Genomic DNA, 23313 nt, shown 5'->3' with positions numbered 1-23313 from the left:
TCCAGTCGCGCGCGCCCTTTCCCCCGATCAGTCGTAGCGGAGCTCGCCGGCCTTGCCGCGGAAGATGAAGTAGGACAGCACCGTGTAGCCGATGATGACCGGCAGCACGAAGACAGTGCCGACAAGGATGATGGCGAGGCTTTCGGGGGCGCTGGCGGCGGCGTAGATGGTCAGCTTTTCCGGCACCACATAGGGGTAGAAGGAAAAGGCGAGACCGGCGAAGCAGACGGCGAACAGCACGGTGGCCGCGACGAAGGGGACATAGGCGAAGCGGTCGCGGCTGTCGGGCAGGTGGCGCAGCGAGATGTGGATCATCGCCACCAGCGCCACGGCCAGCAGCGGCAGCGGCGCAAGGAAGAGCATGTCCGGCAGGGTGAACCACTTGTCGAAGATGCGGGGGCTGACCAGCGGCGAGGCAACCGAGACGGCGCCGAGGCCGGCGAGCACGCCGTAAAGCCCGCTCCTAGCCCAGCGCACGGCCTTCTTCTGCAGTGCGCCCTCCGTCTTGATGATCAGCCAGGTGGCGCCGATGAAGGCGTAGCCGGCGGCAAGGCAGACGGCAGTGAGCAGGGCAAAGCCGACGGTGAAGGGCGTCCAGACGAGGCCCATGATGTAGAGGCCCAGCATGAAGCCCTGCGACAGCGCGGTCATCAGCGAGCCCGCGAAGAAGGCCGCATTCCACATCGCCTTGTGCGGCGGGGCGACCTTGGCGCGGAACTCGAAGGCGACGCCGCGCAGGATGAGGCCGACCAGCATGACGGCGACCGGCAGGTAGAGCGCGGTCAGGATCATGCCATGGGCTGCCGGAAAGGCGACCAGCAGCAGGCCGATGGCCAGCACCAGCCAGGTCTCGTTGGCATCCCAGAACGGGCCGATGGCGGCCACCATCCGGTCCCGCTCGTCATTGCCCGCAAAGGGGAACAGGATGCCGACGCCGAGATCGAAACCGTCGAGGACGACATAGGCGAGGATCGACAGGCCCATCAGGCCAGCGAAGATCACGGGGAGCGACAGGGCGGGATCAGCAAACATCGTGATCTCCTTATTCGGCCGGCTGGAGCACGGGGCGAACCGGCATCAACGGGGCCGGGGCGACCGGGCTGACGGCGCCCTTCACGGCCTTGCCGGCGAGATAGAACAGGACGCTGACATAGGCGGCGATCAGAGCCACATAGATCGCGAGATAGACGACCAGCGTGGATAGGACCATCGGCGCGGGGACGGCCGCGACCGCCTCGGCCGTGGACAAGACGCCCTGCACCAGCCAGGGCTGGCGGCCGATCTCGGTGGTGTACCAGCCGGCGAGCGTCGCCACCCAGCCGGAGAAGGTCATCAGCACCAGCGCACGCAGGCCCCAGGTGCCGGCGGCCGTCTCCAGCTGGCCACGGCGCCAGACGAGAACGGCGGCGGCGAAGGAGACGGCGAGCATCGCCATGCCGGTGCCGACCATGATGCGGAAGGACCAGAACACGGGCGCGACCGGGGGATGCAGCGGCGTGCCGTCCTCGGCGACGAAGTCGTTCAGGCCCGGGACGACGCCCGCCGGATCATGCTTCAGGATGATCGAGGCACCACTCGGGATGCTGATCTCGTAGTCGTTGCTGCGGGTCTCGCTGTTGGGCAGCGCGAAGAGGACAAGCGGCACGTTCGGGCGCGTGTCCCAGTTGGCCTCCATGGCCGCGACCTTGGCCGGCTGGTGCTGCAGGGTGTTGAGGCCGTGCATGTCGCCGGCGAGGATCTGCAGCGGGATGAGGACGGCGGCCAGCGTGACACCGGTGCGCAGGGCCATGCGCAGCTCGCCCGTGCGCTCGCCCTTGAGCCAGCGCCAGGCGGAGAGACCGGCCATCAGGAAGGCCACAGTCAGCCCGCTGGCCAGCAGCATGTGGACAAGGCGGTAGGGCATCGACGGGTTGAAGATGATCGCCCACCAGTCCGTGGCAAAGGCGACGCCGTCGCGCAGCTCGAAGCCGGCCGGCGTGTGCATCCAGGAGTTCAGCACCAGGATCCAGAAGGCGCTCATGGTCGTGCCGAAGGCGACAAGGAAGGTCGCCAGCGTGTGCAACCAGGCCGGAACCTTGGAGAAGCCGAACAGCATGATGCCGAGGAAAACGGCCTCGAGGAAGAAGGCGGTCAGGACCTCATAGGCCAGCAGCGGACCGGCGATGTTGCCGACGCGCTCCATGAAGCCCGGCCAGTTTGTGCCGAACTGGAAGCTCATGGTGATGCCGGAGACGACGCCGAGCGCGAAGCTGAGGGCAAAGACCTTTACCCAGAAGCGGTAGGCGCCGATCCACTTGGCATCGCCCGTCGCGCTGTAGCGCAGGCGGAAGAACAGGAGGACCCAGCCAAGTGCGATCGTGATCGTGGGGAACAGGATGTGGAACGATATGTTCGCTCCAAACTGGATGCGCGACAGCAGCAAGGTGTCCATCATGGCCGGGTCTCCGGGTTGTACCTACCGGGCCATATGTGGTTTTGCGTAGATGCTGCAATGCGGTGCGACGGAATGGCCCTGCGGCGGAATGTGCCGCAGGGCGGGCGCTCAATGGCGGAAAGCCGCGCTTTTACCGGTCTACCTGCCTACCGCGACATTGCGGCACAGGGGGCTTCAAAGACGGACGACGTGGACGTCAGGCGCGGCGGGCGAGGACCAGATGGCCGGGGACGGGCTCGCCGTCTTCGAGGCGGACGGTGATCGGGTCCATGGCCAGGATGGCAAAGCCGTTAGCGGACAGAACGTCGCGGACATAGCCTTCCGCATGGGCGAAGCGGCGCTTCGGGCCGACGATATAGGGCTGACCGGCCATGGCGTCGTCCGGCAGGGTCTCGGTGGAGAAGCCGAAAACGCCGCCGGGGTTGAGGCGGGCGGCAGCGGCGGCGATTGCCGGCTCGAGGCGGCCGAGATAGGGCATCACGTCGGTGGCGGCGATGAGGTCATAGGTCGGACGGCTGCCGTCCTCTTCCTCGAACTCTTCCAGGAAGGCAACGGCTTCGCCGACGTAAAGGTCTTCATAGACCTCGCGGTCGAAGGCGATCTCGATGATGCGCTCGGAGAGATCGACGCCGGTCATCGCATCGCAGCAATCGGCCAGCGCCTCGCCGGTCAAGCCGGTGCCGCATCCAAGGTCCAGGCTGGTGGCATAGGGACCGGGAGCGTGCTTGCGCAGCTGCTCGCGCAGGAGCAAGGGCACACAGTATTCGAGCTGGTCGACGAGGATGGCTTCGAAGACATCGGCATGCTGGTCAAACAGGGTGGCGACATAGGCGTCCGGCATGCGTTCCGGCGTTGCCACGGCGCCCATGGCGGCGAGGCGAATGCTGGCGCCGCAATGGTCTTCCGGATCCAGTTCGAGCGCCTGACAATAGGCCTCGGCGGCTGCCTTAAGGTCACCGGCCTTTTCCAGCTCCAGGCCACGGTTGTAAACCTCGGCCAGGGCCTCCTCATCAAATTCGCTCATATCCTGCCTCTCGTGTCAGACTTGAGGCCGCCTCTTACCTGCTATGACGGCAAAAGGACAGTCCGGCGCGTCAGAAGTCGGCCAACAGGCGGCTCCAGCTCTCGGAGGCAAGGCCGCCAACGTAGAAACTGTCCTCCCGGATTGCCTGCATCGCCGTTTCATGCCGGCTGGCGATGCAGCAGAAACCGCGGTGCCTTAACGTGAGCCAGCGGTGGCGCTGCAGGGCGGTCATGAGAAATGGCTGTGCCATGCCCACGGCCATTGCGTAGCCCTCGGCGTCGAGATCGGCCAACATCGCCGTGATCGTATCGTTCTCCGCGCCCGGATGACAGAGGACATTCAGCACCTCCGCCCGCCGCCCGGCTGCACCATAGAAAACGAAGCCACCGACGCTGGCGCCGGAGGCGTCGCGAACGAGACGAAACTGCAAGCGGCCGAGGCGTGTGTTTTCACTGGCAAGCTGAACCAGCCAGCCGAACTCCAGCTCGGTCCAGCTCGGATGGAGCCGAAAGCGCGCAAGCATGGCCATCGCCGGGTCGCGGAAGGCATCGGCCTCGACAGAGGCAACCTCTAGCCCTGGCGCCGCCTGGACAGTCAACGCTGGCCGCAGATGACGAAGCGGGCGGTCCGCCAGCGACAAGGGGGCAAAGGACGCCGCCAAGCCAAGGCGCGGCAGGCTGCGGCGCAGTTGCAGGGCAGCGGCGCGGGCCGGACGAAACACCCGTTGCCAGGCAAGGCTCTGTACGGAGAGAACCACTCCGCCGCCGGTGACCCAGTGATCAGCGCTGACAGCGGAGGCGCTGTCGGCGATCAGAAGATCATGATTGGCGGCACGAAAATAGCGCGACAGGCGCGCCGCCCCGACCTGCCCTTCCCGGCCGTCGGCCATGAAGGAGCACAGCAGGCGGGCGGTGACAGGCTCGCCGTCGAGGGCATAGCGAAAGGGAATGCTGAGCAGCGCCGCGCGCAGACCGACGCAAGGGTGGTCATAGACCATGGTGCCTGTGGCCGGCGAATAACCGGGCGCTGTCAGGCACAGGCGTTCCAGATAGGCTTCGAGATCCGGGTGCGGAGCAGTGGCGCCAGCGCGGAACACGCGGGTGAAAAGGCTGGCGACCGCGGGCAAATCGTCCCGTTGCAGCGGCCGGACGAGCCGATGTCCTGCGCCTGTATCTGCCTGTGTCATCCGCACTCTCGTTCATTCACTGTCAGCAGACACTGTGACAGAAAACACTTGCCGTATCGTTAGTTTCACCGATCCTTCGGCGGTGCAAAAAGGTCGAATTGGCTGTCATCGGGTTCGGGAGCCTTGCGGGTCCGGACCGGCGGTGGCGGCGGGCCGCGATCTTCGACGGGTTCCTGCACACCCGGATCGTCATTGGCGAACGTGTTGACACGGGAGGAGACCGGAATCAGCTCCAAAAGATCCTCCGGCGCGGGCCGGAGCAGCCGTGTCGCAGCCCGGGTGTCGACGGTGCCGCAGTCGAGCCAGGCGTCGAAGTCCTGTGGCGGCACGATGGCCGGCATGCGGTCATGCACAGCGGCGACAGACTGATTGGCTGGAACGGTCAGAACCAGGCCCGTGTCCATGTCGCCGCCAGCCGGGTCCGACCAGGTGTCGAACAGACCGGCGAAGGCGAGCAAGCCGCCGCCCTTTGGCCGGATGAAGAAGGCCTGCTTCGAGCCATCCATGCGCCGCCATTCGTAAAAGCCGTTGGCGGGAATGAGGCACCGGTGATGCCGCATCGGGCCGCGAAACGAGGGCTTTTCCGCCGCCGTCTCGGCGCGGGCATTGACCAGAAGGGTGAAGCTGGCCGGATCCTTGACCCAGGCCGGAATCAGCCCCCAGCGCACCAGGCCAAAGCGTCGCCGATGGCCCAGATCCTGGCGGACGATGGCAAGCGGCTGGGTGGGAGCGATGTTGTAGCGTGGCGGAAAATTGGGCGTGTCAGCGTAGCCGAACAGCCCTTTCACCTCGTCGGGCGCGGATGTGAGTGTGAGGCGACCGCACATGGGATCGGGCTTGGCTCCTGCAATCCTTGTCTGGCGCAAGTTGCCCTTTGGTAAGGAACAATTCTGCCAAAAGGACACTGAAGAGCTTGGTATCGCTAAGTTAGCTGTTTGGCAACGAAGGCAGCGTAGGGTGCAGGGAAACAGGCAACCGGGGAACAGGAATGGCCGTGGAGGATCCAGTGCTGGGAGTTGGTGAGCTTGCTGCAGAGCGCCTGCGGCATGCGAACATCAACCCGGCGACCGGTCTGGCCACGGACTATCTCAATCACTTCAACGAAGTGGTGATGCTGCTCGAAATGCTGCCGGCCATGCCGGAATGCGCCGAAGACGTGCTGGCCTGGGAGCCGGCGGACTACGAGGCCCATTTCGAGAATTCGACCTTCTCCGAACGCCAGCTTGCAATCCTTGCCTATCATGCGGCACCCGTGCGGCTGCGGTCCCATCTCGACAATCTGACTGGCCAGATCAACGCGGCCGTTCTGGCGGCGCAGGCAGCGCTGCGCGCAGCTGCAAGCCCTGACATGGTGGCCGCGGCGCTGGCCGAGGAAGCGACCAACCAGATCAAGCCACTCATCGGCATGGCCAGCGGCGTCATCCACGGCCATATCAGCGGGCGTGATGCCCAGCTCGACGGCGAAGAGACGCAGGCGGAAATCGACGCCCTGTTTGCCTGATCGACCGGCTTGCCCGACGCCACCGGTCGTGCGACGACACGCGCATGGCCGAACCGAAGACCTCCCCCAACACCCCCTCCCCCTTGCCCAAAGGTGCCGAACCGGTCGCCGGGGTCAGCATCCTTTTGCACGGCGAAGGGATGGTGCTGCTGGTTCAGCGCGGCAAGGCGCCCTATGCCGGCGCCTGGAGCCTGCCGGGCGGGCGGGTGGAGGCGGGAGAGACACTGGCGGCCGCAGCCCTGCGCGAGCTGCACGAGGAAACCGGCCTCGAGGCGGAACTGTCCGGGCCGGCCGAGACGTTCGACACCGGCGGATCGGCGACGCACCCTGGATACCGGCTGTCTGTCTTCGTGGGCCCGCTTCCGGTCGACGCGAGCCCGGTGGCTGGTGACGATGCGGCGGCGGTGGCGCGGGTTGCGGTGGCAGATCTCGCTGAGCTGGAAATGACGCCCGGAACCGCGGCACGGATTGTCCGGCTGATCGCGGCTGACGACGGGGCACAATGCGCGGGACAAGAGAACGGGATAGCCTGACAGCCAGCCTTGCCATGGTGGCTGCAGAAAGCCATGATCGCGGCAACTCCCGCCGGCCCCCCCGGCCGCAACGCTCCGCGAGACAGATGCCCGCAGCAGACACAGGCGCAAAGGATGCCAGACGGTCCAGACGGCCGGCCGTAGCCCGGCTGGCGCGGGCCCGGCTTGTGCTGACCGGGCTTGTGCTGGCGGGCGCGCTGGTCGCCGGCGTGCAAGTTTCACCGGTTCAGGCGCAGGACCCGGCGAACGAACCGCCCTATGAGCGCCAGCTGTTGCGCCTGTCGGAAATCCTCGGTGCCTTGCATTTCCTGCGGCCATTGTGCACCCGGCCGGATGAACCGGCGTGGCGTGACCAGATGGAAGCCCTGCTGGAGGCCGAGGCAGCGGACGAGGCACGCAAGCGCCGCTTCATCGAGCGTTTCAACCAGGGTTACCGTGGGTTCGCCTCGGTCTATCACGCCTGCACACCGGCGGCACGCGAGGCCATGGCCGGCTACATCAGCGAGGGCAGCACGCTGGTGCGCGAGGTCACTTCGCGCTACAGCCGCTGAGCTGGCTCTGCCAAGGGCTTGAACGGGCTCAGAAAGTTAACAAGCACTTAACCCTGATCGTATAATTTGTGGGCTGATCTTAAGATTGCCTTCACACTCGCTTCCCGTGAAGAATGACCATGGTAAGGTCTTGTCGAGATTCGGGAGAGGGTAAGTGCACCGGTTCGGCACACCGGCGCAGCCAGAAGCCAAAGAGACAGCATGACCAACGACGATTATACGGACATGGCGGCCGACACGCAGTACCAGGAAGACGACGACATCCGTCGCGCCGCGCTTGGCTTCATCAGTGATGCCTGGGCCGAAGCGATCGCATGTGGCGTTGACACCGACGCGGTGGCGCATGCGGCGATGTTTACCGCCCTTGCCGACCTGGTTTCGACCTACGGCGAAGAGGCCGTCGCCAAGCTGGCCGAGGGCCTGCCGGAGCGCATCCTGCGCGGCGATTATTCGGTGAACCGGGTTCTGCAGTAAGCAGTCCGACGATCACCTGACAGACACTGGCCCGCCCCGGCGGGCCTTGTGATTCAGATCGATTGCCAGATGCCGGTCACAGCCGCTCGATGACGAAGCTTGCGGCAATGAGGACGGCAAAGGCGATGAGGGCAAGGCCGGCGAACCAGTTGACGCCGTCGAGCCACTTGTCGGTAAGCCGGTCGCGCAAGGCTGCGACGCCGCCGGCGACAAGTGCCCACCAGAGGCAAGCACCACCCACCACGCCCGCCAGCATGACAAAGGCGCCGGCATGGTCGTCTGGCGCCGGGCCCCAGTCCCCCAATCCGCCGAAGATCGCCAGGAAGCCGAGCACGGCACCGGGATTGGTGATCGCCATGGCGAAGGCGGCGAGCGTGTCGCGCAGGACCGTGTGATCCAGCGGGCCTTGCGGGCCGCGGTCGATATGCGGATGGCTGCGCATGATCACAAGACCGAAGATCGCCAGAACGGCCGCACCGACAATCTGCAGCAGGCCGCGATGGCCTTCCATGAAATCGGACACGGCCGAGACACCGAAGATCGCGGCGGTCGCAAAGATCGAGTCCGCTAGGGCAGCGCCAAGCCCGACCAGAAAGGCTGGCAGGAAGCCGCAGCGAAACGCGCGGCGCAGGACCATGATGTTGACGGGGCCGACCGGGGCGCTGGTGAGCAGGCCGATGAACAGACCGATCAGGGCAAATGCCAGACTTGACGCCATGGTCTCCGTTGGGGGCTTTCGAGAGGCGGACACCCGCCCTTTAGCGGAACCGGCTGCAGAAGGAAAGGCAGCCAAATATGGCGCATGTGTGCGGACAATCCGTTAAGCGCGCTTGCGAGCCGACATCGATCTCTCGCCGGTGCGCGCCATTTGCTGCGACGCGCTGGCGAATGCCCGTCATGCAGTCTTATCAGTGGCCGAGACCGGGTGGCTGTGTGTATGTAGAGGCACCGAAACCGGATTCGAGACTGCCGCACATGGGACGTGTCCGCCTCGCTCTTCTTCTCACTGGCGCAGCGCTCGGCGGCGCGGCCCTGTCTGGTCAGGCGTCAACGACCGCAGAAGCTGCAACCGTGCGCACGGAGACGATCCGCGTTGAGCCGCCGCAGCCTGTAACGGGTGCCAATCCCGCAACCAGCACGCAGATCCCGGCAAGCGAAGCGCCGCCCGCTGCAACCGAGCAGCCGGCAACGCCGCCCGCCGACACCACGCCTGCCCCCGCCGAGGATCAGGACCTGGACGAGAAGCCTTCCGCCCAGAACCAGTTGCCGGTTCCGGAGGTGAAATACGGCACGGACGGCCTGCCTGCGCCAGTGGCGCGGATGCGCGAGCAGCTCATGGAGGCGGCGCGCTCCGGCGATATCGAAAAGATGCGCATGGTGCTGGAAGGCAACGAAATGATGCCGACCCTGTCGCTGACCGAGATCGGCGATCCGATCACCTTCCTGAAGGAGAGCTCGGGCGACGGCAACGGCGCGGAGATCCTGGCGATCCTGCTGGATGTGCTGGAAGCGGGCTGGGTCAAGATGGATGCCGGCACGGCCCAGGAAATGTACGTCTGGCCGTATTTTGCCCGTTACCCCTTTGACAAGCTGACCCCGCAGCAGAAGGTGGAGATGTACCGGATCGTCACGGCCGGTGACTTTGCCGAAATGGATTCCTACGGGGCCTGGCTGTTCTATCGGGTGGGCATTGGCCCGGATGGAACCATGCATTATTTCGTCGCCGGCGAGTAAGCGGGCGGGACGCTCCTTACCCGGCGAAACTGGTGGACCCGAAGCCCGGCCCGGCTTATGAAGCCGCCAGCTCCGGCCGGGACCGACTGGCCGCATCCAACAGAACGGAGACCCGACAATGGCCCCGCAAATGGCAAAGCCGCATGATCTCATCCTCACCGGTGGAACAGTGGTCAACCAGGACGGGGCGGCGATCCGGGATGTTGCCATCCGCGGTGGCCGTATTTCGCTGATCGGGGACCTGCGCTCGGAAGTGGCAGCCGAGCGCATCGACTGCGCCGGGCTCACCATCCTTCCCGGTGTCATCGACACGCAGGTGCATTTCCGCGAGCCGGGCCTGACGCATAAGGAAGACCTGGAGACCGGGTCGCGCGCGGCTGTGATGGGCGGTGTCACCGGCGTGTTCGAGATGCCGAACACCAACCCGAACACCACCTCTGCCGAAACGCTGGCTGCCAAGGTCGCCGCCGGTCATCACCGCATGCACTGCGACTTTGCCTTCTTTGTCGGCGGCACCGCGGAGAACATCGAGGAGATCCCGGCGCTGGAAAAGCTGCCGGGGGCAGCGGGCATCAAGGTGTTCATCGGCTCGTCCACCGGCAACCTGCTGGTCGAGGACGACGAGAACCTCGCCAAGATCCTGAAGCAGATTACCCGCCGCGCCTCGTTCCACTGCGAGGACGAGATGCGCCTGCGCGCCCGCATGGGCGAGCGTGTGCCGGGCGATCCGCGTTCGCATCCGGTGTGGCGCGACGAGACTGCGGCCCTGCTGGCGACCCAGCGCCTGGTGACACTGGCCCGCCGCCTCGGCAAGCGCGTGCATGTGCTGCACCTGTCGACCGGCGAGGAGATGGAGTATCTCGCCGACCACAAGGATGTTGCGAGCGTGGAAGTGACGCCGCATCACCTGACGCTCCATGCGCCTGACTGCTACGAGCGCCTTGGCACCTATGCCCAGATGAACCCGCCAGTGCGCGATCTGGCGCATCAGGAGAAGCTGTGGTGGGGCGTCAGCCAGGGCATTGCCGACATTCTCGGCTCCGACCACGCGCCGCATACGCGCGAGGAAAAGGATCACGAGTATCCCGGTTCCCATTCCGGCATGACCGGCGTGCAGACGCTCGTGCCGACCATGCTCGACCACGTCAACGCCGGCCGCCTGACGCTGGAGCGCTTCGTCGACATGTCCAGTGCCGGCCCGGCGCGGCTGTTCAACATCGCCCGCAAGGGCCGCATCGCGGTCGGCTATGATGCCGACTTCACGATTGTCGACATGAAGCGCCGTGAGACCATCCGCAATGAATGGATCGCCTCCCGCGCCGGCTGGACGCCCTATGACGGGGTCACCGTCACCGGCTGGCCGGTCGGCACCTTCGTGCGTGGCCGCAAGGTCATGTGGCAGGGCGAGCTGACAGCTCCCTCCACCGGTGAGGTCATCACCTTCCAGGACGCGTTGCCGCAGGTGTGATCCCCTGCCCGGCGGCATGGACCGGGAACGCATCGCCAAACGTGATTTTGCGCAATTTGTGACGGATGCCACAGTGGGCAGCCGGTTAAGTGGCTATGAACGGGATCACTCAAATTCTCATGCTTCAGTAACCCTGTTCCCTAACGGTAATTATACGGGACTTCGTTAGGGTCCGGGTCGGGCTTGCACCTGTCATTTGTAACGCGAGGCTCGAGGTCATGGTCACAGGCGAATTTTCAGCGTCGGCGAACTGCCGCAGTCTTGCTCGGGTCGAGGCGTCTGTGCCTGACCACCGGAAGGCATCGGGGATGGCGCAGATCCTGGCGCAGGCGCTGGCCTTGGCGCTCGCCGCGTTCGTCGGCCTGATGTCGGTCGCAGACGCAGGTGCGAGCGAGCGCAAGGTGACGACGGTCAAGTCTGGCCCGGCAACGGACAAGCTGCAGGCCGTCGCAGGGACACCGGCGCAGCCCGCTGCTGCAGAAGCCGGGGCCGAAGATCCGCTGCATATCGTCGTGTCGCTGCAGGCCCAGTCGATGACGGTCTATCGTGGCCTTGAGATCGTGGCCCAGTCACCTATTTCGTCCGGCAAGACGGGCCACAGCACGCCGACGGGCGTCTACTCGATCCTGGAAAAGCGCCGCAAGCACTTCTCCAACATCTATGACAACGCTCCGATGCCCTACATGCAGCGCCTGACCTGGTCGGGGATCGCCCTGCACCAGGGCAAGCTGCCGGGCTATCCGGCCTCGCATGGCTGCGTCCGCATGCCGATGGAGTTTGCCCAGTCGCTGTTCGGCATGACCGGGCGCGGCGCGCATGTGGTGATCACCGACGCGCCGGTTGAGCCGGTTTCGGTGCGCCATGCCGCCCTGCCGCAGCCCTATGAGGCCGGCACCGCTGTTGCCAGCCTGGACCTGCCGATCGTCGCCTCGGATTCGGGCCTGCGCGGATCGATCGTCACGGGCTCGATCGAGCCGGCGAAGGTGCCTGCAAACCAGGCGCTGTCCGACAAGCCGCTGCGCATGATCATCACGCCGAAAGCGGCTGGAAATGATGTTCACCGGGCCCAGACGCTCCTCAACAAGCTCGGCTTCGATGCCGGCTTTGAGGATGGTGTGATGGGCAAGCGGACACGTGACGCCATTCGCCTGTTCCAGGAAGGCGCGGACCTGCCGGTGACCGGCAACATGACGACCGGCCTCTTGCGGGCGCTCTACCGGGAGACCGGTGAGGACGAAACGCTGACCGCCGTCCTGCGCATCCGCCGTGACTTCAAGGACATCTATGAAGCCCCGGTGGCGCTGAAGGATCCGCATCTGCCCCTCGGCACCATGATCTTCACCGCGCTCGGCTTCGACAAGGATGCGGCAAACGTCAACTGGGTCGCGGTCAATGCCGAGGCGCGTCCTGGCCTGTCGCCGGAAGCGGTGCTGGACCGGGTCAGCCTGCCGAAATCGGTCGCCCGCGACATCGGCCTGATGCTGACGCCCGGCTCCTCGCTGATCGTCACCGACCGCAGCTTTGCCCGCAACACCGGCCTTGGCACCGACTTCGTCGTGACCACGCGCTGAGCAGCAGACGCCGCCGGGGGGCGGGCGGCGGAGCGGGTAAAAAAAAGCCTCGGCGTCACCTCGGGCGCAGCGAAGCGAAGACCCGGGGCCTACTCGTTCGCAGAGCAGTGACCTTGTTGCTCCATGGACGCAGCCTGTCCCTATCGCCCGGTCTTCGGCATCACGCATAAATTGAGGCTCTGCAAGCGAGTAGGCCCCGGCTCGCGCTGCGCTTGGCCGGGGTGACACGGAGTAGGGCCCGGGCAACATGTAACCCTTGCCGTCGTGCCAAGGGCCAAGGTTCCCCTGGCGTCACCCAATTGTCGTCAAGCTCAAGTAACGCTCCCCCCACGTGAGGTCCTTATCCGGCGAGGGAATCGCTGGACAGGATCGTTCATCCGCCAGTTGATGCGGAAGATGAGGAGGAGCGCATGCCCGCCAGCACTCTGGAGGCCTCCAAGGCCCGTTTGAAGAAAGCCGTGCACCGGTCCAGCGCCACGTCGAAGGACGGGCTCTTGGAACGTCTGTTCACCTTCGCCTTCAAGGGGCTTGTCTATCCGCAGATCTGGGAGGATCCGGATGTCGACATGCAGGCGCTGGAGCTGAAGCCGCATTCGCGCATGGTCACCATCTCGTCGGGTGGCTGCAACGTGATGTCCTACCTCACCGCAGATCCGGCCGAGATCACGGCTGTCGACCTCAACCGGGCCCATGTTGCCCTTGGCCGCCTGAAGCTGGCCGCCGCGCAGCATCTGCCGAACTACGACAGCTTCTACCGCTTCTTCGGTGAAGCCGACGAAAAGGGCAACATCGCTGCCTACGAGCGCTTCCTGAAGCGCAATCTGGACGAGGAAAGCCGCGCCTACTGGGAAGGCCGCGACCTGACCGGCTGGGGCCGCAAGCGCATCACCCTGTTCTCGCGCGACCTCTATCATCACGGCCTCCTGGGCTACTGCATCGGCGCCGGGCACTTCATTGCCAAGCTCTATGGCATCGATCCGAAGCATTTCGTGCGCGCCCGGACGCTGGATGAGCAGCGCAGCTATTTCGACACCGCCCTGGCGCCGCTGTTCGACAAGCGGCTGGTCCGCTGGGCGACGTCGAAGAAGATGTCGCTCTATGGTCTCGGCATTCCGCCAGCCCAGTATGAGGCGCTGGTGTCCGCCAGCCCGACCGGCAGCATGTCCGACGTGCTGAAGCAGCGGCTGCAGAAGCTCGCCTGCGACTTCAAGCTCTCCGACAACTACTTCGCCTGGCAGGCGTTCAACCGCGGCTATGCGCCGAACGCCGGCGGCTCGGCCAGCGCACCAGTTGCGTCCGGAACCGGCGAAGCCGGCCCGCTGCCGCCCTATCTGCGCCGCGAGCATTTCGAGACGATCCGTGCCCGTGCCGACCGGGTCACTGTGATCAACCGCTCCTTCACCGAGCATCTGGAAGGCCAGGACGAGGACAGCCTGGACGCCTATGTGCTGCTGGATGCCCAGGACTGGATGACCGACGACCAGCTCAACGCGCTGTGGTCCGAAATCACCCGCACGGCCCGGCCGGGCGCGCGCGTCATCTTCCGCACCGCCGCCGAGCCGACCCTGCTGCCGGGCCGCGTTGCCGACGACATTCTGGACCGCTGGACCTATGAAGAGGCGCGCAGCCTAGAACTCGGCCGTCAGGACCGTTCGTCGATCTATGGAGGCTTCCACCTCTATGTCTACAATGGATAATCCGACGGGCTCGAGCCAGAGCAGCCAGGCCGGCAAGACCGGTGAAGCGGCTGCGCTGATGGATCAGGTCTACCGCCACCAGCGCCATTTCTACGACCTGACGCGCAAGTATTACCTCCTGGGCCGCGACCGGCTGATCGACCGGCTCGATCCGCCGGCCGGTGGCAGCGTGCTGGAACTGGGCTGCGGCACGGGGCGCAATCTGATTGCCGCTGCCCGCCGCCATCCGGAGGCGCAGTTCTTTGGCCTCGACATCTCGGCCGAGATGCTGGAGACCGCGCGGGCGAACATTGCCCGCGCCGGCCTGTCGTCACGGATCCGGCTGGCCTCCGCCGATGCGACCGACTTTGACGCAGAAGCGCTGTTCGGGCGGGCGACCTTCGACCGGGTGTTCTTCTCCTATGCCCTGTCGATGATCCCGCCCTGGCAGGCAGCGCTGACGGCAGGCCTGAAGGCCCTGGCGCCCGGCGGCACGCTGTCCCTGGTCGATTTCGGCCAGCAGGACCGGCTGCCGCGCTGGTTCAAGGCGCTGCTGTTCGCTTGGCTAACGAAGTTCCACGTGTCCCCGCGCGCTGACACCGCCGAGGTGGTGAATGGCCTGGCCTCGCGCCATGGCGCAACCGCCGCGACGGGCACGCTCTATCGTGGCTATGCCGTCTGGGCGGAACTGCAGCGCGGCAAGGACTGAGGCGGGGCTGCTGCGAGCAGTTTCGTCTGGGACAGGTCTGCTGATTGAGCCCCCCACCCCCAACCCCTCCCCACGAGGGGGGAGGGGAGCAGAGAGGCCTCGGCTGGATTTGGTGTCGTTGCGACCAGCTTCCGATTTCAAGTCCGATGATCGTCCTGGCTAAAGAGACAAGGCAGCCCGTCAGGCCTCAAGGCTTGCCGGACGGCGCCTGCGGGGCTATCTCCAAGGGACTGAGCCGTTTACGTGTTTTCCCGGAGAGCCGCCATGCCAGACGCCCGCCATGCCTTGTTGCCAAGCCGCGGAGTTCTCAGCCTGACCGGGCCGGATGCCGTGCATTTCCTCAACAACCTTGTCACCAGCGACGTGGAACATCTGGAGCCGGGACAGGCGGCCTTTGCCGCGCTGTTGAGCCCACAGGGCAAGATCCTGTTCGACTTTCTGGTGTTCCGCACAACGGACGGGTTCCTGATTGACGTCGCCCGGACGGCAGCCGCCGACCTTGCCAAGCGGCTGACCTTCTACAGGCTCCGGGCGAAAGTGGTGATTGCCGATCTCAGCGAAAGCCACGCCGTGGCCGTCTGCTGGGGCGGTACGGGGCCGGCGGCGCTGCCCGACGGCGCGGTGGCGGCCAATGATCCGCGCCTGGCCGAGCTGGGCCTGCGGTTGATTGCCCCGATGGACGGCATTGTCGAGGCCCTCTCGGCCTGCGGCTCTGCCCCCTCGGACGAGGCCGCATGGACCGCCCTGCGGATTGCCCTCGGCGTGCCGCAGTCCGGGGAGGACTTCGACCTCGGCGATGTGTTCCCGCATGACGTGGACATGGATCAGCTGGCGGGCGTGTCCTTCCGCAAGGGCTGCTATGTCGGCCAGGAAATCGTCGCGCGCATGGAGCACCGGGGCACGGCGCGCAAGCGGATGATCCAGGTGACGGGCTCGTCCAGCCTGCCGGCGGCCGGCACGCCGGTGATGGCCGGAGAGCAGCAGCTGGGCACGCTCGGCTCCTCCACAGGCAATCAGGGGCTGGCCCTGCTGCGCCTTGACAAGGTGAAGGCCGCCCTCGACAACGACGCCGACCTCACCTGCGGTTCCGCCCGGCTGACCGTGTCGCTGCCTGCCTTTGCCCGCTTTGGCTGGCCGCAGGGCGCGGCCGCGGAAGGCTGACGGCCCCTCCCCTCCTGACGTGGATATCCCTCGCATGGCTGCCGACAGACCTGACCTTCCCAAACGCGCCTGGCAGCGCATGCTGTCCGGCCGAAGGCTGGACCTCCTGGATCCCTCGCCGCTGGATGTGGAGCTGTCGGACATTGCGCACGGGCTTGCCCGCGTTGCGCGCTGGAACGGGCAGACGCACGGCGACCATGCATTTTCCGTTGCGCAGCATTCGCTGATCGTCGAGGACATCGCGCTGGCGATGAAGCCGGATCTGGCGCCGCACTGGCGGCTGGCGGTGCTGCTGCATGATGCGCCGGAATATGTGATCGGCGACATGATCTCCCCGTTCAAGGCGGTCATGGGCGGCGATTACAAGCTGGTCGAGGGCCGGCTGCAGGAGGCAATTCACCTGCGGTTCGGGCTGCCGGCGAAGGTGCCGGACGCTGTCAAGAAACTGGCAAAGAAGGCGGATATCGTCTGCGCCTATTTCGAGGCGGTGGAGCTGGCCGGCTTTGACGACGAGGAAGCAGCGCGGATCTTCGGCCGGCCGAAAGGCTTCGGCACCGGACTGGCGGAGGCCCCGCGCCTTGGCCTCGAACCGCAACCGGCCTCGCTGGCGCAAGCCGACTTCATCGCCCGCTTTGCGGCGATCGAAGAGCTTGTCTCGGCGGCAACTGCCAACAAAAAACGCAGCAGCGGACGATGACCTCTGACTGCGAAGCAGTTAGGGTTGAGGCTGGCTGAACCGGATAACGTGACGATGTTGCATGTGTGTTCCCTTTCGCGCCTGAACGAGACGGTCGAGCGGACCGGGGCGACCCATATGGTCAGCCTGATCAATGCCGATACGGCCGTGCCGCGCCCCTTGCGCATTGCAGCGGACCGGCATCTGTTCCTGGGGTTCAACGACATCGTGGCGCCAGTCGAGGGCCTCGTGCCGCCGGCTGAGGCGCATGTGGCCGAGCTGATCCGCTTCATCCGCAGCTGGGACTGGCAGGGGCCGCTGGTGGTGCATTGCTGGGCCGGGATCAGCCGCTCCACAGCTGGTGCCTATATTGCCGCCTGCACGCTGAACCCTGGCGCGGACGAGCAGGCACTGGCGGCCGAGCTGCGCCGCCGCGCGCCTTCGGCAACACCCAATGCGCGCCTCGTCGCCTTTGCCGACAAGATCCTGGGACGGGACGGGCGCATGATCGACGGCGTGCGCGCCATTGGCCGCGGTGCAGATGCCTTTGAAGGCACCCCGTTCGAGATGCCGGTCGGCTGACATGGAGACGCGGCCCGAGATGACCCCTGGCACCGCCACCATCGAAATCGGGCTCAATGCTGTCATCGTTTCCGTCAATGGCACGGTGCCGCAGGTGCTGGCAGTTGCTGGAACCGGGGCGGGCGGCGACGAGCCGGAGGGGCTGCCCTTCGGCCCTTTTGATCCGCTGCATCACCGCACCTTCGAGATCGGCCTGAGGGCCTGGGTCGAGGAACAGACGGCGCTCGGCATTGGCTATGTCGAGCAGCTGTACACCTTCGGTGACCGGGGTCGGCACATGACGGCGGGGGACACCAGCCCGCATATCGTGTCCGTCGGCTATCTCGCCCTGACGCGGCAAAGCGCCGACAGCGAGGATGTGCTGGCGCGGCATCATTCGTCCTGGCGGTCGTGGTACGACTTCTTTCCCTGGGAAGACTGGCGCGACGGACGCCCTGCCCTGCTGGACCGGGACATCCTGCCGGCGCTGCGGGCCGTGACGGACAGGACGCCCGACCGGCTGCCGGTGGGCGGGCTGAAGCGCGAGGAGCGCATTCGCCTGGCCTTTGGCGAGGACGGCAGCGCCTGGGACGAGGAACGGGCGCTGGACCGCTATGAACTGCTCTACTCGGCCGGTCTCGTCGAGGAAGCGGTGCGCGACCGGCGGCCGGAAGCACTGGCCTGCCCGGACCTGCCGAAATTCGGCCGGCCGATGCGCTTCGACCATCGCCGGGTGCTGGCCACCGCCCTGTCCCGGCTGCGCGGCAAGCTGAAATACCGTCCGGTGGTGTTCGAGCTGATGCCCGACACCTTCACCCTGACCGAGCTGCAGCAGACCGTCGAGGCGATCTTCGGCCGGCACCTGCACAAGCAGAACTTCCGCCGGCTGGTGGAAAACGCCGAGATGGTGGAGCCGACGGGCGCGACATCGACGGCAACCGGCGGACGCCCGGCGGCGCTGTTCCGCTTCCGCCGCGAGGTGCTGAAAGAGCGCCCCGCTCCCGGCCTGCGCGTCGGCGGGCGCTGACCATCCCGATTTGCGACAGGTGCCAAGCTGACAGACGGCGCGGTGGCGGCTTTTGCGGCCTTGCGCCTTAACCCTGACTTTCGCAAATCGCAAAAACGACGCAGCGGAAGCCTTGGGTTCGCGGGCCATTAACCGAACCTCAAGGTTAAGCCGGCACAGTGAAGGCAGATGAAGGGGGAAAGCCCCTCTTAACATTTGCCCCCGGCATGACCGGGCCTGTCGGAGTGGCGTTGCGTATGTTTGGCCCCGTGTATCTTTGCGGAAAGCCGGTCCGGCCGCGCCGGCGCTACCGGCTGCGTCATGCCCTCGCGCTGACGCCCTTCGCGCTTCTGGCGCTGTCCCAGCCACTTGCCCTGCAGGACGTATCCGACCTTGTCGCCACCCAGGGCGGCCAGCGGCCGGAGTGGATGGCCTCGCTGGAATCCTCCGCGGCCCCGACCGTCATTGCGCCGACGCTGGTGCTGGCCGGTGCGAGCGCCGCCTCTGCCGATCCGTCGGTGATGACGGCGGAACAGGGCATCCAGAGCGGGGCCATCCGTGGCCTCGACAAGGTGGTGAAGGACGCGCTGCCGACCGAAGTGCCGGAGGAAATTCGCATCAACCGTGACCGCAAGGGCGACCGGCACATTTCCATGGCACCGGACCGGGCGATGCTGGAACAGGCGTCCGGATCGGTCTATGCGCTGGCCAGCCTGATCGGCACCGAAACGCAGAAAGAGCTGCCGCGCGTCGCCTTCGTCAAGCCGGAGCCGATGAGCCAGGCGGAAACCACGCAGCTTGCCGCTGTTTCCAAGACGAACCGGCGCGGCAAGCCGGGCGATGCGGCACCGATGGACCTGCAGCAGGTGATGATGGCGCGCAATGCTGCCGCCGCCAGCTTCTCGCTGGTCTCGGCCTATGCGCCGGAGACGGCGGAAGACACCCGCGACCCGTTCAACGCCCTGTTTGGCGCGCAATATGAGGAAGAACTGCCGCCGCCGGAAGACCCGGAAAACCCGCACTGGTGGGCCCAGCGCCCGCTGCCGGCCTCCGTGCATGAGGCCAAGGAGCTGCGGTGCCTGGCTGAAGCGATCTATTTCGAAGCGCGCGGCGAGAGTGAGGAAGGCCAGGTTGCCGTTGGCCAGGTGGTGCTCAACCGGGTGAAGAACCCGGCCTATCCGGACACGATCTGCGAGGTGGTCTACCAGAACCGGCACAAGCGCAACCGCTGCCAGTTCTCCTTTGCCTGTGACACCATTCCCGACCGGGTGAGCGAAGGCGCGCCCTGGACCCGGGCGCAGCGGCTGGCCAAGGAACTCGTGGCCGGGACGCAGTATCTGAAGGTGGTCGACGCCTCGACCCACTATCACGCGACCTATGTGCGGCCCCGCTGGGCCAGCCAGATGTCCAAGCGCGGCAAGATCGGCCTGCACCTGTTCTACAAGACCTATGCCGGGGCGTGGGACTGAGGACTGGCAGTCTGGCACGAGGCTGAACCTCTCCCCCCTTGAGGGGGAGAGGGGCGTTGCAGCGAATTGGCGGTGTCAGCCCGCGACACGGGAGACGTCGGCGACGAGGCCGGCGGTACCGCGGATTTCCACCCGTCATATTATTTGGTCAATTGCCCTCAGAAACTGACGGCATTCCTCGGTTGCGCCAATGGTGATGCGGACGAAGTCGGCAATGCGAGGTTTGTTGAAGTGGCGCACTAAGACCGCTTGCTCGCGGAGACGCTTCGATAGATCAGCCCCCTGATGGGCCGGGTGGCGTGCGAAAACGAAATTGGCCGAAGAGGACAAAACCTCGAACCCGCGCGAACGAAGCTCCGCTGTGATCATGTCCCGGTTGGCGATGACCTTGCCACGTGTCTCCAGGAACCAGGCCTCGTCCTCGATCGCGGCTTTGGCAGCCGCCTGCGCAAGCCTGTCCAAGGGATACGAATTGAAGCTGTCCTTCACCCGCTCCAATGCCTCGATCAGCGGCCGCTGGCCAAGCGCGAAACCAACACGCAGGCCTGCGAGCGCCCGGGACTTGGAAAATGTCTGCACAACCAGCAGATTCTCATGTAGCGGAATAAGTGAAGCGGCGGTCTCGGCCCCGAAATCCACATAAGCTTCGTCGATCAACACGACCTGATCGGGATGGCCTACGACGAGTTTTTCAATTTCTTCAAGCTGCAGGGCGGTTCCGGTTGGTGCATTGGGATTGGAAAGAATGATGGCACCGCAGGGACGACTGTAGTCCGATACATCGACACGAAATGTGGCATCAAGCGGGATTTCTTCGACTGTGATGCCGAACAGACGCGCATAGGTCTTGTAAAAGCTATATGTAATGTCCGGCTGGAGGAGCGGCGCGTCGTGCTTGAGAAGGCCAGCAAAAGCGAAGGCCAGCACTTCGTCCGATCCGTTGCCAACGAACACTTCTTCCGATGTCAGGCCAAAGCGGGCGGCAATTGCCTGACGAAGATCGGCAGACGCCGGATCAGGATAAAGCCGAAGACGGTTGTCTGTTGTGGCAGCTATCGCATCCAGCACGCGCTGGGAGGGAGCGTAAGGGCATTCATTGGTGTTCAGCTTCACCAAGTTTGGGACCTTTGGCTGTTCGCCAGCCACATAGGGTTCCAGTGCGTGCACTGCGGAGGACCAGAAACGGCTCATTCTCTACAGCTCCCTTTTGCTGACGAAACGGATAGCCGCGTTGACACCCAAGCCCCCCAGGGACCCGCGCTGCATTCGAAGCCGCTCAGCCTCTCCTCTCAGCTCCCCCCACGACGGGAAGGGGAGCGGAGAGGCCTGAGCCAGGTTCAGGTCGCGGTCAGCCCGCGACGCGGGAGAAGTCGGCGACGAGGCCGGCGGTGTCGCGGATTTCGGCGAGCAGGCGCAGACGGTTGAGGCGCAGAGCCGCGTCGTCGGCGTTGACGAGGATGTCGGCGAAGAAGGCATCGACCGGACCGCGCAGGGCGGCAAGCGCCTCCATGGCAGCCTCGAAGTTTTCCCCCTTCAGCGCCTCGGCCACACCGGCCCGGGCCGTGTCGATGGCGCTGGCGAGTGCGATCTCGGCCGGTTCGCGGAAGTGATCCGCCTGCGGGCGGCCGGAGACGGCAGCGCCGTCCTTCTTCTCTTCCGCCTTGAGGATGTTCATCGCACGCTTGTAGCCGGCGAGCAGGTTGACCCCATCCTCGGTGGCGAGGAACCGGCCCAGCGCCTCGACGCGGCGCACGACCATCAGCAGGTCATCCTGGCCGCCAAGGCCGAAGACGGCGTCGATCAGGTCATGACGGGCGCCCTCCTCCTTCAGATGGACCTTGAGACGGTCTGCGAAGAAGGAAAGGAGGTCGTCCCGCAGGGCAGCAGCAGCGCCGGCACCGACGCGCGCGGCAATGATGCCCTCGATCAGCGCGCCGAGCTTCAGGCGCAGGCCGTTGTCGAGAATGATGCGGATGACACCGAGGGCGGCGCGGCGCAGGGCGAAGGGGTCCTTGGAGCCGGTCGGCTTCTCGTCGATGGCCCAGAAGCCCGCGAGCAGGTCGAGCTTGTCGGCGAGCGCGACGGCGATGGCCACCGGATCGGACGGCACACGGTCGGACGGCCCTTGCGGCCGGTAGTGGTCCTCGATGGCCGTGGCGACGGAGGCGTGCTCGCCCTGGTGGGTGGCGTAGTAGCGGCCCATCAGACCCTGCAGCTCGGGGAACTCGCCCACCATGCCGGTGACGAGATCGGCCTTGGCAAGGCGCGCAGCCCGGCGGGCGAGATCGGCATCGGCACCGACGGACGGCGCGAGGTCTGCCGCAAGAGCCTCAAGGCGCTTCACGCGCTCGCCCTGCGAGCCGAGCTTCTCGTGGAAGACGATGCCGTCGAGCTTGGCGAGGTTGTCCTCCAGCTTCGTCTTCAGGTCGGTTTCCCAGAAGAAGCGGGCGTCGGACAGGCGGGCGCGGATGACCTTCTCGTTGCCGGCAATGATGGTGGTGCCGCCATCGGCCGCGATCAGGTTGGAGGTCAGCACGAAACGGTTGGCAAGGCGGCCGGTGGCCGGATTGCGCAAAACGAAGCACTTCTGGTTGGCGCGGATGGTGAGGCGGATGCACTCGTCCGGGATGGTCAGAAACTCTTCCTCGAACGTGCCGGTGAGCACGACCGGCCATTCGACGAGGCCGGAGACTTCTTCCAGGAGGCCCTCGTCCTCGACCAGTTCCAGCCCCAGCGCCATGGCCTGGTTACGGGCGTCATGCAGGATGACGTCCTTGCGGCGGTCGGCATCAAGGATGACCTTGTGCTTTTCAAGCTTCGGCATGTAGTCGTCGAAGCGGCGGACAGTGAAGTCCTCATTGCCGTGGAAGCGGTGACCACGGGTGATGTTGCCGGCGCGAATGCCATCGACCTCGAAGTCGATGATGTCCGGCTCTTCCGTTTCCGGACCGAAGGTGGCGATGATCGACTTGAGCGGACGCACCCAGCGCAGCGAGCCCGAGCCCCAGCGCATGGACTTCGGCCAGGGGAAGGTGCGGATGATGCCCGGCATCACCTCGGCGATGATCTCCGCCGTCGGACGGCCCGGCTTCTCGATCACGGCGATATAGAAGTCGCCCTTCTTCGGATCGCTCTGGATGGTGGCCTCGTCCAGCGAGGCAAGGCCGGCGCCGCGCAGGAAACCCTGGATCGCCTGGTCGGGCGAGCCGACGCGCGGGCCCTTTTTCTCTTCGCGGGTCGGGCTGGACGCCGCCGGCAGACCGGCGATGTGCAACGCCAGACGGCGCGGCGTGGAGAAGGACTTGGCACCCTCGTAGGTCAGACCCGCTTCAACCAGCGCGTTGGTGAGCAGCGACTTGAGGTCCTCGCCTGCGCGCCGCTGCATGCGGGCGGGGATTTCCTCGCTGAACAGCTCAAGCAGGAGATCGGGCATCGTGGTGCAAAGCCTTCGCTAGAGGAGAAAACCACGCGCTGCCAGAACCGGCGCGCGCGGCACAAACCGGCCGTGTCCGTTACCAATTCGAAGGGCCGTTGTCACCCCCTGCATTGCAGGATGCAGCAGGCCCGGGTTGCGCGCGC

Annotated in this window: 22 protein-coding genes; 14 read left to right on the top strand and 8 right to left on the bottom strand. The window is 65.7% G+C overall.

The features are described from left to right. Positions 1-27: 27 nt before the first annotated feature. The 5 genes from OVA12_RS19160 to OVA12_RS19140 form a co-directional block, all read right to left on the bottom strand. On the bottom strand, positions 28-1032 hold the full coding sequence (locus tag OVA12_RS19160) for a cytochrome d ubiquinol oxidase subunit II (protein ID WP_268140136.1): 1005 nt from the start codon (positions 1030-1032) through the stop codon (positions 28-30). A gap of 10 nt (positions 1033-1042) precedes the next feature. Beyond that, positions 1043-2431: a cytochrome ubiquinol oxidase subunit I gene (locus tag OVA12_RS19155; protein WP_268141436.1), complete on the bottom strand. Its 1389-nt coding sequence runs from the start codon at positions 2429-2431 to the stop codon at positions 1043-1045. Between the two features lie 199 nt (positions 2432-2630). Beyond that, positions 2631-3458 carry a methyltransferase gene (locus OVA12_RS19150; RefSeq protein ID WP_268140133.1) on the bottom strand — a complete coding sequence of 276 codons (828 nt, stop codon included), beginning with the start codon at positions 3456-3458 and terminating at the stop codon, positions 2631-2633. A gap of 70 nt (positions 3459-3528) precedes the next feature. Next, positions 3529-4644 (bottom strand): GNAT family N-acetyltransferase, encoded by a 1116-nt coding sequence (locus OVA12_RS19145; RefSeq protein ID WP_268140130.1) that lies wholly within the window; start codon positions 4642-4644, stop codon positions 3529-3531. Positions 4645-4709: 65 nt separating this feature from the next. Beyond that, a complete protein-coding gene (locus OVA12_RS19140; protein WP_268140129.1) occupies positions 4710-5471 on the bottom strand; it encodes an SOS response-associated peptidase in 762 nt (253 codons plus the stop codon). A gap of 161 nt (positions 5472-5632) precedes the next feature. Between OVA12_RS19140 and OVA12_RS19135 the strand changes: the two genes are divergently transcribed. The 4 genes from OVA12_RS19135 (at position 5633) to OVA12_RS19120 (ending at position 7703) form a co-directional block, all read left to right on the top strand. Continuing rightward, positions 5633-6145, top strand: coding sequence for a hypothetical protein (locus OVA12_RS19135; protein ID WP_268140127.1), 513 nt, complete (start codon positions 5633-5635; stop codon positions 6143-6145). 44 nt (positions 6146-6189) lie between these two features. Then, positions 6190-6678, top strand: coding sequence for an NUDIX domain-containing protein (locus OVA12_RS19130; protein ID WP_268140125.1), 489 nt, complete (start codon positions 6190-6192; stop codon positions 6676-6678). A gap of 86 nt (positions 6679-6764) precedes the next feature. Then, positions 6765-7229, top strand: coding sequence for a TIGR02301 family protein (locus OVA12_RS19125; RefSeq protein WP_268140124.1), 465 nt, complete (start codon positions 6765-6767; stop codon positions 7227-7229). Positions 7230-7430: 201 nt separating this feature from the next. Next, positions 7431-7703: a hypothetical protein gene (locus OVA12_RS19120; RefSeq protein ID WP_268140123.1), complete on the top strand. Its 273-nt coding sequence runs from the start codon at positions 7431-7433 to the stop codon at positions 7701-7703. Positions 7704-7779: 76 nt separating this feature from the next. On the opposite strand, the gene OVA12_RS19115 is transcribed toward OVA12_RS19120, so the two are convergent. Continuing rightward, positions 7780-8421 (bottom strand): LysE family translocator, encoded by a 642-nt coding sequence (locus OVA12_RS19115; protein WP_268140121.1) that lies wholly within the window; start codon positions 8419-8421, stop codon positions 7780-7782. A gap of 257 nt (positions 8422-8678) precedes the next feature. On the opposite strand from OVA12_RS19115, the gene OVA12_RS19110 reads away from it, so the two are divergent. The 10 genes from OVA12_RS19110 to OVA12_RS19065 all read left to right on the top strand — a co-directional run bounded on the left by OVA12_RS19110 (position 8679) and on the right by OVA12_RS19065 (position 19734). Next, complete coding sequence (locus OVA12_RS19110; RefSeq protein WP_268140119.1) at positions 8679-9437, top strand: hypothetical protein; 759 nt, start codon at positions 8679-8681, stop codon at positions 9435-9437. Positions 9438-9567: 130 nt separating this feature from the next. Next, the gene (locus tag OVA12_RS19105; protein WP_268141434.1) at positions 9568-10905 is read left to right on the top strand and encodes a dihydroorotase; all 1338 of its coding nucleotides are present in this window, start codon (positions 9568-9570) and stop codon (positions 10903-10905) included. Between the two features lie 308 nt (positions 10906-11213). After that, complete coding sequence (locus OVA12_RS19100; RefSeq protein ID WP_268140117.1) at positions 11214-12476, top strand: L,D-transpeptidase family protein; 1263 nt, start codon at positions 11214-11216, stop codon at positions 12474-12476. A gap of 410 nt (positions 12477-12886) precedes the next feature. Beyond that, positions 12887-14173 carry a DUF3419 family protein gene (locus OVA12_RS19095; protein WP_268140115.1) on the top strand — a complete coding sequence of 429 codons (1287 nt, stop codon included), beginning with the start codon at positions 12887-12889 and terminating at the stop codon, positions 14171-14173. Continuing rightward, entirely contained in the window at positions 14166-14861 is a 696-nt protein-coding gene (locus OVA12_RS19090; RefSeq protein WP_442793925.1) for a class I SAM-dependent methyltransferase, read from the top strand. Before OVA12_RS19095 ends, OVA12_RS19090 begins: the two co-directional genes overlap by 8 nt. Positions 14862-15125: 264 nt before the next feature. Beyond that, entirely contained in the window at positions 15126-16022 is an 897-nt protein-coding gene (gene ygfZ, locus OVA12_RS19085; protein ID WP_268140113.1) for a CAF17-like 4Fe-4S cluster assembly/insertion protein YgfZ, read from the top strand. A 34-nt stretch (positions 16023-16056) separates the two neighbouring features. Next, on the top strand, positions 16057-16719 hold the full coding sequence (locus OVA12_RS19080) for an HD family hydrolase (RefSeq protein WP_268140112.1): 663 nt from the start codon (positions 16057-16059) through the stop codon (positions 16717-16719). Between the two features lie 54 nt (positions 16720-16773). After that, the gene (locus OVA12_RS19075) at positions 16774-17280 is read left to right on the top strand and encodes a tyrosine phosphatase family protein (protein WP_268140110.1); all 507 of its coding nucleotides are present in this window, start codon (positions 16774-16776) and stop codon (positions 17278-17280) included. A 19-nt stretch (positions 17281-17299) separates the two neighbouring features. Beyond that, on the top strand, positions 17300-18286 hold the full coding sequence (locus OVA12_RS19070; RefSeq protein WP_268140108.1) for an NUDIX hydrolase: 987 nt from the start codon (positions 17300-17302) through the stop codon (positions 18284-18286). Between the two features lie 236 nt (positions 18287-18522). Next, positions 18523-19734: a cell wall hydrolase gene (locus OVA12_RS19065; protein WP_268140106.1), complete on the top strand. Its 1212-nt coding sequence runs from the start codon at positions 18523-18525 to the stop codon at positions 19732-19734. Between the two features lie 135 nt (positions 19735-19869). On the opposite strand, the gene hisC is transcribed toward OVA12_RS19065, so the two are convergent. Both hisC and glyS read right to left on the bottom strand, forming a co-directional pair. Continuing rightward, positions 19870-20925, bottom strand: coding sequence for a histidinol-phosphate transaminase (hisC, locus tag OVA12_RS19060; RefSeq protein WP_268140104.1), 1056 nt, complete (start codon positions 20923-20925; stop codon positions 19870-19872). Positions 20926-21082: 157 nt separating this feature from the next. Then, a complete protein-coding gene (gene glyS / locus OVA12_RS19055) occupies positions 21083-23167 on the bottom strand; it encodes a glycine--tRNA ligase subunit beta (protein WP_268140102.1) in 2085 nt (694 codons plus the stop codon). Positions 23168-23313: the final 146 nt, after the last annotated feature.

This window comes from Pannonibacter sp. SL95 (genome assembly GCF_026672425.1).
Taxonomy (GTDB): Bacteria; Pseudomonadota; Alphaproteobacteria; order Rhizobiales; family Stappiaceae; genus Pannonibacter.
This window is presented reverse-complemented; position numbering and strand designations above follow the sequence as displayed.